Source organism: Bacteroides sp. NGMCC 1.200775, from assembly GCF_040798045.1.
Classification (GTDB): domain Bacteria; phylum Bacteroidota; class Bacteroidia; order Bacteroidales; family Bacteroidaceae; genus Bacteroides; species Bacteroides hominis.
The window spans coordinates 295289-306875 of sequence record NZ_JASCQK010000003.1; the positions used below are offsets into that span (position 1 = coordinate 295289).

The window sequence follows — 11587 nt, forward strand, 5'->3', positions numbered from 1 at the left end:
CATGAAGAGATATAAAAAATATATATTTATCATTTTGTCGGTTTTGTTGGCAGGAGGATGTGTTCAGGAGGACATTAACGAAGCCTTGCGCCGGGAAGCTGAATTGAATGTCCGGATGGGAAAGCTCCGGGAATGGATATCCGATACCAATAATGAAGTACGGCTGCTTGCCACGATAGTGAATACGATACCGACTCATGATTACATTGAAAGTGTGACCGAGTTGCCCGATGGGAGCGGTACACTGATCGTTTTTCATAAAGGGGGAGACATGCTTGTAAAGAATGGCCTGGTAGGGAATAAAGGAGAAAACGGTAATGACGGAACCGATGGCAGTAATGGCAATGATGGTCAGAACGGCACAGATGGTACAGATGGCAAGGATGGTGTTGACGGTGAAGATGGGGCAGATGGCCAGAATGGCTCGAACGGAACTGACGGAACCGACGGTAGTAATGGCAATGATGGTCAGGACGGCGCAGATGGTACGGATGGCAAAGACGGAGTTGACGGTACTGACGGTAAAGATGGTGTGAAAGGTCCGGCCGGAGATACTCCGTTGATGGGTGCTAAACAGGATACGGATGGTAATTATTACTGGACTGTACAGATAGGTGCCGGAGTGGTAGAGTGGCTGACGGACGGAGAGGGTAATAAAGTGATTATGACTCCGGTAAATGGTATTACTCCATCTGTCGGTATAGCTAAAGATACGGACGGAGAATATTACTGGCAGGTTACTGTCGGAACTGTTACGAAGTGGATGACAGGAGCAAGCGGAGAGAAAATTGTAGCCACCGTGACAGATGGCAGCCAGTCCATCTTTACGTCTGTGAATCCGGGAGATCCGGAGTATGTCATTTTTACAATGACTGACGGAAGTGTCTATAAGGTGGCTAAATTCGCAGATAATAAACTGATATTCAATGAAACGGGACCTCTTTTCTTTCGTCGTGGAGTAGCACTGGACATTCCGTTTGATTGTAGTAGTTTCCGGCAGATAGTAAAGGTGGCAGGAACATGGGATGCTACGATTAATTATCAGCCGAAAGCTTTGCAAGGGGTGCTGACTGTGAAAGCGCCTGCTGCCGGTTCGGCTCTGCCGGCTTCGGAAAGAATAACGATAGAAGGCACAGATGCCTTGGGAAATACTGTCCGGGCAGACATCTTGGTAACGTTGTATTATCGTATTGAGCTTCCGAAGTTCAATAGTTCCCTGGTTTATGATATTTTGATGGAGGGGTTTAAAGTAGGAGAAATATGCCGGGAATATGTGCCGGCTTATTCCACGACGGACCGGGCTACTGTAGTCTATTCTTATAATGCTGCTTCGCGTGTTTTTGGTCCGGGGATTATTCTGGAGAACGGAGCGTCGATACAGCATGACGGAACAGGGTATACTCCGGTTACGGGTAATCCGTCATCTACTGCCATACTGACGGAAAACGGCGGTCAGTATGTAATGCCGGCAGATGGAACAGACGGGCTGGTGAACGGGACTGTTTGCGGGCTGAAAGCTTCCTTGGCTGTCGATGTGCAGGGATATGCTTACCGGGTTGTGAAAATAGGCAGTCTCTACTGGATGGGAGAAAATCTGAAGACAACCCAATTTAATGATGGTACTCCTATTCCTACCGGTTTTGCCACGTCTCTGGATTGGATGGTTCAATGTGGAAAAAGTCTTCCTGCATGTCAGGTCGACCGGGCGGCTAATGCCGATGCTCCGGGTGCTATGCAATATCGCAACCTGTACGGTGTGCTTTACAATCAGTTTGCGATGAAAGGAAATATAGCTCCCCAAGGATGGCATGTTCCTTCTAAAGCAGAACTGCAAGAATTGGTAGACTTTGTGGGGGCAGATGCACGTAAACTGAAATCGACAGCTATTGGGAAAGGGCTCGGAAGCTGGATGGAGAGTGCCGGAATAGAGGGAGACAATCTGACCGGTTTTACTGCTTTACCTGCTAATGCGGTCGAGGGTAGTAATGGCAGTACCGGAGCTTCGGAAACAACAGGGCAATGGTGGTCGACGGAAACGGATTACCGCATCCGGATGAGTTATAATTCCAATTCTGTAGAGCAACTGACTTCCGGTGCTGTCGGGTTGGGCGAAGGTAACAGTATCCGTTGTGTCCGGGATGCAAATTATTAATTTAACTCTAATAAATATGAATCATATAATCAAACTATTGTTTCTCTGTTTGTTCCTCGTTGCTTCCTGTAGCCAGGAAGAGATAAACGAAGTGCTGAAGAATCACGCGGAAATGGAGGAACAGGCAAACTCTATCGAAGAGTTATGTAAAAATATGAATAGGGATATTGTTGCCTTAAAGCTGATCATAGACTCGTCTGAATCCGGTGATTATATTACCGGATTCAACGAACTTGCGGATGGAAGCGGCTATACGATCAGTTTCTTTAAGAGTGGCACCATTGTCATCAAGAATGGCGAGAAAGGAGATGACGGCAAGAAAGGGGAAGACGGTAAAGATGGTCAGAATGGTCAGGACGGCACCGATGGCAAAGATGGTCAGGATGGTACCGATGGCAAAGACGGAGTTGATGGTACCGACGGCAAGGATGGTCAGGATGGTACCGATGGTAAAGACGGAGTTGACGGTACCGACGGCAAAGACGGTCAGGATGGTACCGATGGTAAAGACGGAGTTGACGGTACGGATGGTAAAGACGGTGCGGAAGGAGATAAGGGAAAAAATGGTATAGCTCCCGTCATCACCATGAAAATGGATACGGACGGGCATCTGTATTGGGCTAACAAGGCTCCGGATGGAACTTCTTCTTTTCTTTTGGATAACAACGGGCAAAAGGTCAGAGCTTCGGGAACCGATGGCATTGTTCCGGTCATTGGGGTCAATGCGGCAGGATACTGGACGCTTGACTATGGGAGTGGTCCTGTTGAATTGGAAGATGCTGCGGGTAATCCGATGAAAGCGAAAGGTGCATCCGGCGATCCTATGTTCCGGAAGGTGGTCAGTGAAGACGGTTATATTGTATTTTATCTGAGTGATGGAAAAACTCTTAAAGTGCCGGAATGGCAAGGATCACAGGTCGGACTGGAGACTTCGGAAGTGGCATATTTCCATCGGAGCGAATCCCGGACCTTTGCATTTACTTGCAGTGGCGTGAATAAAGATATTGCTCCGGTATGTACGGCTCCGCGCGGTTGGACAGTTACGGCAAGGTATACATCGGCCACCGATGGCGAAGTAACAGTGATTGCCCCTGATAAAGGTTCGGCTGATGGAGCATTGTCCGGTACTGCTGTCCTCGAACTGACTGCTAAGGATGGTAAGAAATTGCCGGCAACGCTTGAAACTACCTTATTACTTGAATTTAAAGTGCCCGATTCTTCCCGTTCGTTTGTTTATGAACTTTATGTTGAGGGAGTGAAAGTAGGAGAACTATGTCATGAGTTTATTCCCGATTATTCATTTGGATCGGGTAAAAGTGCCTCGGTCTTTTATCCTTATAATGTTTATAACAAGGCGTTTGGTGAAGGAGTGGTTCTGGACAACGGAGGAAAGGTGGATTATCTGACTACCGTTTATACGCCGGGTACTAATACGGAGCCATTCACCTCTTTGTTTACCGAAGACGGAGTGAATTTTATTACCGGTGATTATATCGGTTACTCGGGCAATCAGGCAAGCGGACTCCGTCCTTATCAGGCTACCGACAATGAAGGTAACTCGTATCGGGTGATGAAAATCGGTACACAGTATTGGATGGCGGATAATTTGCGGACGATAACAAACAGTGCAGGAGTCATTTCCTCAGAATGGAGAAAGGATGGTATCCCGCGATATGCTGTATATGGTTTCCCCGCTGGCATTACGGAAGATAGCCGGACCATTCGCAATCAATATGGACTGTTGTACAATGCAGGTGTGTTTTCCAGTGGCACGTCCTTGGTCCCTAAAGGCTGGAAAATACCGAATCATTTGAGAGACTGGGATACATTGCGGGATTTCTTAGGTGGGGATCCTAAAGTAGCCGAGGCATTGAAGATTGCCGGATTTGTCGGGAAACCCGGTGGACGGCGCAATGCTGATGAGCCTTTTGCTTTTCAGGAAAAAGATGAAGTTGGGTATTGGTGGTTTGACAGTGTTGATGGGAATGATTGCTGGGCGCTTTCCATCAATCCTTCGAATGTAGCCGTACCACAATGTACGAATACATATAGTCGTGGCTTCGGATTTAGTATACGTTTTATTCGTCAGTAATATGCCATTGTTTACTTTGAAACTTTAAACTCTTGTTGCGAAAACATCCGGGTGTTGTTGTGCGAAACATCCGGATGTTTTGTGCTATAACATGGGGGTGTTTTACGATACAACATCCCCATGTTTTATTGGTTTGACTTTAATCTAATCTTTCCGCTCTTTTCTTTTTCCTTGATTTCTATTGATGTTTCTTTGTTTTCTTCCTTGAAGAGTTGTCGCATAATTGGTATGTTTGTGCTGTTTATATTCAATTTGTATATATTCTGAAAGCGGATTTTTATAAGGAATAGTTCGGAATATAGTATTCTGAATGATAAATGCGTATTTAATGATGGGCTTTGCTTACAATTATTTTGTTTTGAGTGATTTTTTTCTTCAATTTGTTTGGAGTTTATAAAAAAGCACTTACCTTTGCAGCACATAAAGAAAGAAAAACAGAAGTTATGAATAATCATACATCAATTAACCTGGCAGTCCTGCATATTATTCGCGTCGTGGTGATTCCATCAAGAGCGTGAGAAAGGTTATGTATGTATTCGTACAGATAGAAGATATGATTTAGAGCCTTTCTCACTACGGTGGGAAAGGCTCTTTACTTAAAAGGAATATTGAAATGAAAAAGCAGTTACGCAGTTCGTTCAGCACACAAGGCCGTCGCATGGCGGGTGCCCGGGCACTTTGGGCAGCCAACGGTATGAAAAAAGAGCAATTAGGCAAACCTATCATTGCCATCGTCAATTCGTTCACTCAGTTTGTTCCGGGACATGTACATCTACATGAAATAGGCCAGCTGGTGAAAAAAGAAATTGAGAAGCTGGGATGCTTTGCTGCAGAGTTCAATACGATTGCCATTGATGATGGCATTGCTATGGGGCACGACGGAATGCTCTATTCCCTTCCCTCCCGGGATATCATTGCCGATAGTGTAGAATATATGGTGAATGCCCATAAAGCGGATGCCATGGTGTGTATCAGCAATTGTGACAAAATCACTCCGGGAATGTTGATGGCGGCTATGAGGCTGAATATTCCTACTGTATTTGTATCCGGAGGCCCGATGGAAGCCGGTGAATTGGACGGGCAGCATTTGGACCTGATTGACGCGATGATTAAGTCGGCCGACGAAAGTGTGAGCGATGAAGAAGTTTCCAAAATTGAGAATCGGGCCTGTCCCACTTGCGGGTGCTGTTCAGGGATGTTTACTGCCAACTCGATGAACTGCCTCAACGAAGCGATCGGTCTGGCACTCCCCGGAAACGGAACGATTGTGGCGACTCATGCCAACCGTACCCAATTGTTCAAAGATGCTGCGAAACTGATTGTGGAAAATACCTATAAATATTATCGGGACGGTGATGAAAGCGTACTTCCCCGGAGCATTGCCACCCGTGAGGCATTCCTGAATGCCATGACGCTGGACATCGCGATGGGAGGATCTACCAATACGGTACTCCATCTGCTGGCGGTAGCTCATGAAGCAGGAGCGGACTTTAAAATGGATGATATCGATATGCTTTCGCGCAAAAGCCCGTGCCTGTGCAAGGTAGCGCCGAACACTCAGAAGTATCACATTCAGGATGTGAATCGTGCCGGGGGTATTATGGGGATTATGGGACAACTTGCCAAAGCAGGATTGATAGATACATCTGTGGCCCGTATCGATGGGATGACATTGGGTGAAGCAATTGATAAATATGATATAACAAGCCCGAACGTGTGTGAAGAGGCTATTAAGAAGTATAAGAGTGCGGCTGCCGGGAAGTTCAATTTGGTGCTCGGCTCTCAGGACGTCTATTACAAAGAACTGGATACGGATCGTACCGAAGGGTGCATTCGCGATATGGAACATGCATATAGCAAAGACGGAGGACTGGCCGTACTGAAAGGAAATATAGCTCAGGATGGTTGTGTGGTGAAAACAGCGGGTGTGGATGAGAGCATCTGGAAGTTTACCGGTCCGGCAAAGGTCTTCGATTCACAGGAAGCCGCCTGCAATGGGATACTCGGAGGAAAAGTTGTCAGCGGAGATGTAGTCGTCATCACGCACGAGGGTCCGAAAGGAGGTCCCGGTATGCAGGAGATGCTTTATCCCACCTCTTATATTAAATCGCGCCATTTGGGCAAGGAGTGTGCGCTGATTACCGACGGCCGTTTCAGTGGCGGTACATCGGGACTCAGCATTGGTCATATCTCTCCCGAAGCGGCCGCCGGAGGTAATATCGGGAAGATCAAGGATGGTGATATCATCGAAATCAATATCCCCGAACGGACTATCAACGTGCGACTGACCGATGAAGAACTGGCTGCACGTCCGATGACTCCGGTCACTCGTGAACGCTATGTGCCTAAGAGCCTTAAAGCGTATGCCAGCATGGTAAGCTCTGCCGATAAAGGGGCGGTGAGACTGATTGATTAACTATGGGGTTGTTTCAATCGAAATCATAAATCGTTAAATTGTAAATTTTAGTACATGAGTAAAGATATAATTTCAGGCGGTGAAGCATTAATGCGTTCTTTGGAATATCATGGTGTAAAGACGATCTTTGGTTATCCCGGAGGTTCCATCATGCCGGTATTCGATGCCTTATATGACCATAGGGAGACTTTGAATCACATTCTGGTTCGCCATGAACAGGGAGCGGCACATGCTGCTCAGGGGTTTGCCCGTGCTTCGGGTGAAGTAGGGGTTTGTCTGGTGACAAGTGGCCCCGGAGCTACTAATACCATTACCGGTATTGCGGATGCGATGATTGACAGTACACCGATTGTGGTGATTGCCGGACAGGTGGGAACGGCTTTTCTCGGTACGGATGCTTTTCAGGAAGTCGACCTGGTAGGTATTACACAACCGATCACAAAGTGGAGTTATCAGATTCGCCGTGCCGAAGATGTTCCGTGGGCAGTGGCCCGTGCTTTTTATATTGCCAAAAGCGGACGCCCGGGACCGGTAGTGCTTGACTTCGCGAAAAATGCTCAGGTGGAGAAGGCGGAATATTCTCCTGCAAAGCTTGATTTTATACGCAGCTATGTGCCTGTACCCGAGACTGATCCGGAGGCTGTGAAAGTAGCTGCCGAATTAATTAACGGTGCGGAACGGCCGTTGGTATTGGTAGGTCAGGGTGTAGAGTTGGGCAATGCTCAGCAGGAACTGCGTGCTTTTATCGAAAAAGCAGGCATGCCCGCCGGATGTACGCTGCTGGGACTGTCGGCCTTGCCGACTGAACACCCTCTGAATAAAGGTATGTTGGGAATGCATGGTAATCTCGGACCGAACATGAACACCAATAAATGTGATGTCTTGATCGCTGTCGGTATGCGTTTTGACGACCGTGTGACCGGCAATCTGGCCACCTATGCTAAACAGGCTAAAGTGATTCATTTTGATATTGATCCGGCTGAGGTGAATAAGAATGTACATGCGGATGTGGCAGTACTGGGTGACTGTAAAGAAACACTTGCCGCGGTAACGGCATTGCTTCAACCCAATGAGCATAAAGAGTGGCTGGATAGTTTCTTGCCTTATGAACAGGTGGAAGAAGAAAAGGTGATCCGTCCGGAATTGCACCCGATGGGCGATACGCTTTCAATGGGAGAAGTGGTGCGTGCAGTAAGCGATGCAACGAATCATGAAGCAGTATTGGTAACTGATGTAGGGCAGAACCAGATGATGTCTGCCCGATACTTTAAATACTCAAAGGATCGTAGCATTATTACCTCCGGAGGGCTCGGCACTATGGGATTCGGGCTTCCTGCCGCTATCGGTGCTACTTTTGGCCGACCGGACCGTACGGTTTGTGTATTTATGGGTGACGGTGGTTTGCAAATGAACATTCAGGAGCTGGGAACCATTATGGAACAGAAGGCACCGGTTAAAATCATCGTATTGAATAATAATTTTCTGGGAAATGTACGCCAATGGCAGGCAATGTTTTTTAACCGTAAATATTCGTTTACACCCATGTTGAATCCTGATTATATCAAGATTGCTTCTGCTTACGATATACCGGCCAAAAGGGTTTTCACCCGTGAAGAACTGGCTGATGCGATAGAGGAAATGATTGCGACAGAGGGTCCGTTCCTGTTGGAAGCCTGTGTGATTGAAGAGGGGAATGTATTGCCGATGACTCCTCCGGGAGGTTCGGTTAATCAGATGTTGTTGGAATGCTAATAATTTAGAGGTTATGGATAAAACATTATATACGTTAATTGTTCATTCAGAGAACTTTGCCGGATTGTTGAATCAGGTTACGGCGGTATTTACCCGTCGGCAGATTAATATAGAAAGTCTGAATGTTTCGGCTTCTTCCATCAAGGGGGTACATAAGTACACCATTACAGCCTGGACTGACAAGGATACGATTGAGAAGGTTGTCAAGCAGATCGAGAAGAAAATAGACGTGCTTCAGGCGCATTATTTCACTGAGGATGAAATTTATTTCCATGAAATAGCACTTTACAAAGTGTCTATGCCGGAATTTCAGTCACAACCGGAGGCGTCGAAAGTGATCCGTCGTTACAACGCACGGATTGTAGAAGTTAATCCGGTATTTGCCATTGTCGAGAAGAATGGAATCAGTGAGGAAATTACTTCCCTCTACGAAGAATTGAGCGTATTGAACTGTGTGTTGCAGTTTGTGCGTTCGGGGCGGGTGGCCATCACTACCAGTTGTTTTGAACGCGTGAACGAATTTCTGGCAGATCGTGAAACCAAATATAACTTAAGCAAAGGAGAGGAAAAGTAGATGAGTGATGCGAATAAGATAGGAAGTTATAAGTTTATTGCGGAACCTTTTCATGTCGACTTCAAGGGGCGTTTGACAATGGGGGTGCTCGGTAATCATCTGTTAAATTGTGCCGGTTTTCATGCCAGTGAACGTGGGTTCGGGATTGCTACATTGAATGAAGACAATTATACCTGGGTACTGTCCCGTCTGGCCATCGATTTGGAAGAGATGCCTTATCAATATGAAGAGTTTACCGTACAGACGTGGGTGGAGAATGTATACCGTCTTTTTACAGACCGTAATTTTGCTATCCTGAACAAAGATGGCAAGAAGATCGGGTATGCCCGTTCGGTATGGGCTATGATTAATTTGAATACCCGTAAACCTGCCGATTTGCTGACATTGCATGGCGGCAGTATCGTGGATTATGTATGTGACGAACCTTGCCCTATTGAGAAACCTTCGCGCATCAAAGTGACAACAGATAAGCCTTCTGCTAAGTTGACCGCTAAGTATAGTGATATTGATATCAATGGCCATGTGAACAGTATTCGTTATATAGAGCATATCTTGGATTTATTCCCCATTCAATTATATATGAGGAAACAAATTCAGAGGTTTGAAATGGCCTATGTGGCAGAGAGTTATTACGGTGACGAACTTTCTTTCTTTGAAGAAGAGGTGAACGAAGATGAGTATCACGTAGAGATAAAGAAAAACGATTGTGAAGTGGTTTGCCGCGCAAAAGTGAAGTTTGTATAGTTTAAAATATAATAGGATGAAAAAAATAGTTTTTCTTTTACTGCTTTTTGTTTCTTGCCGGGTGGGTGCCCAGCAGTTTCATTTGATTCCTAAAGTTGGTTTGAACTTGGCCAACACTACCGGAGAAGTGGATTCTAAAGTACGTCCCGGACTTAATGTGGGATTGGGTGGCGATGTGATGCTGACTGAACGGTTCGGAATAGAAGCAGGAGTGTACTACTCAATGCAGGGAAGTAAATATAACGGTAATGGGGTTTCTTATACAGACAAGTTGGATTATATAAACATCCCGGTATATGCGAAAGAATTCATATATAAAGGATTGTATCTATTCGGAGGTCCGCAGTTTAGTTTTAATGTGAACTCAGAGAATAAAGCATCTTCCGATCATGCGACCACAGTCATAGGTATGAACGTGATTCGTACGTTTGATTGTGGTGTGGGACTTGGCGCCGGATATCAGTTTGAGCGTGGCTTGCTGGTTTCTCTTAACTATAATATCGGATTGATTAATGTGAATAAATCGTGGGCAAGTAATTCTAATCCGAAAGCAAACAATAGTGTGGTGCAGCTTAATGTAGGCTGGCGGTTTGCACTATAATAAATAAAGAATATAAGTTTAATTATTAATAATCGGTTTTGCTTCCTAAATAAGATGGAACAGGACTTTTAAAACAAAAAAGAAAAATGGCACAATTGAATTTTGGCGGTGTTACGGAGAATGTAGTAACCCGTGAAGAATTTCCTTTGGAAAAAGCTCGTGAAGTATTGAAAAATGAAACAATCGCTGTTATCGGTTACGGTGTGCAGGGACCGGGTCAGTCACTGAATTTGCGTGATAACGGTTTCAATGTGATCGTTGGTCAGCGTCCGGGAAAAACATATGAAAAAGCAGTGGCAGACGGCTGGGTTCCGGGTGAAACACTGTTCGGCATCGAAGAGGCTTGCGAGAAAGGTACTATTGTGATGTGTCTGTTGTCAGATGCTGCCGTAATGTCTGTATGGCCTACTATCAAACCTTACCTGACTGCTGGAAAAGCGCTCTACTTCTCTCATGGTTTTGCAATCACCTGGAGTGACCGTACCGGTGTCGTTCCACCGAAAGATATCGATGTGATCATGGTTGCTCCCAAGGGATCGGGCACTTCACTTCGTACGATGTTCCTTGAAGGCCGTGGACTGAACTCTTCATACGCTATCTATCAGGATGCTACCGGAAGAGCTATGGAGAGAACCATTGCATTAGGTATTGGAGTTGGTTCAGGATATTTGTTTGAGACTACTTTCGTTCGTGAAGCTACTTCTGACCTTACAGGCGAACGCGGTTCACTGATGGGAGCTATACAAGGACTGCTGCTGGCTCAGTATGAGGTTTTGCGTGAAAACGGTCATACTCCATCTGAAGCATTTAATGAAACAGTAGAAGAGCTGACTCAGTCATTGATGCCTTTGTTTGCTAAGAATGGTATGGATTGGATGTATGCCAACTGTTCTACGACAGCTCAGCGTGGTGCTCTTGATTGGATGGGCCCGTTCCACGACGCAATCAAGCCCGTTGTTCAGAAATTATATAATAGTGTCAAGACAGGTAATGAAGCACAAATTTCTATTGATTCCAATTCAAAACCGGATTATCGCGAGAAACTGGAAGCAGAACTGAAGGCATTGCGTGAAAGCGAAATGTGGCAGACAGCCGTAACAGTTCGTAAACTTCGTCCGGAAAATAATTAATCAGAATATACAAGTTTTGATAAGAGGGAGAATGATTGTTCTTCCTCTTTTTATTTTATTGGTATTTAGTGTTTTATTGGTTTTGTGTGAAGTGTATATGTTGTATAATATAAAAAATAAGTCTGT

At 45.5% G+C, this 11587-nt stretch carries 8 protein-coding genes; all 8 read left to right on the forward strand.

Going from position 1 to position 11587, the window contains the following annotated elements; all coding sequences use genetic code 11:
* Position 1: 1 nt before the first annotated feature.
* The 8 genes from QK890_RS10410 (at position 2) to ilvC (ending at position 11461) form a co-directional block, all read left to right on the forward strand.
* Positions 2-2152, forward strand: coding sequence for an FISUMP domain-containing protein (locus QK890_RS10410; protein WP_032539743.1), 2151 nt, complete (start codon positions 2-4; stop codon positions 2150-2152).
* 16 nt (positions 2153-2168) lie between these two features.
* Positions 2169-4244 carry a PL29 family lyase N-terminal domain-containing protein gene (locus tag QK890_RS10415; protein WP_032539744.1) on the forward strand — a complete coding sequence of 692 codons (2076 nt, stop codon included), beginning with the start codon at positions 2169-2171 and terminating at the stop codon, positions 4242-4244.
* Positions 4245-4857: 613 nt separating this feature from the next.
* A complete protein-coding gene (gene ilvD, locus QK890_RS10420) occupies positions 4858-6660 on the forward strand; it encodes a dihydroxy-acid dehydratase (RefSeq protein WP_032539746.1) in 1803 nt (600 codons plus the stop codon).
* 54 nt (positions 6661-6714) lie between these two features.
* Positions 6715-8412: a biosynthetic-type acetolactate synthase large subunit gene (ilvB, locus tag QK890_RS10425; RefSeq protein ID WP_005808315.1), complete on the forward strand. Its 1698-nt coding sequence runs from the start codon at positions 6715-6717 to the stop codon at positions 8410-8412.
* A 13-nt stretch (positions 8413-8425) separates the two neighbouring features.
* Complete coding sequence (gene ilvN / locus QK890_RS10430; protein WP_005808314.1) at positions 8426-8986, forward strand: acetolactate synthase small subunit; 561 nt, start codon at positions 8426-8428, stop codon at positions 8984-8986.
* Positions 8987-9730 (forward strand): acyl-[acyl-carrier-protein] thioesterase, encoded by a 744-nt coding sequence (locus tag QK890_RS10435; RefSeq protein WP_005781287.1) that lies wholly within the window; start codon positions 8987-8989, stop codon positions 9728-9730.
* A gap of 16 nt (positions 9731-9746) precedes the next feature.
* Positions 9747-10331 (forward strand): porin family protein, encoded by a 585-nt coding sequence (locus QK890_RS10440; RefSeq protein WP_005821653.1) that lies wholly within the window; start codon positions 9747-9749, stop codon positions 10329-10331.
* A gap of 86 nt (positions 10332-10417) precedes the next feature.
* Entirely contained in the window at positions 10418-11461 is a 1044-nt protein-coding gene (gene ilvC / locus QK890_RS10445; RefSeq protein WP_005808312.1) for a ketol-acid reductoisomerase, read from the forward strand.
* Positions 11462-11587: the final 126 nt, after the last annotated feature.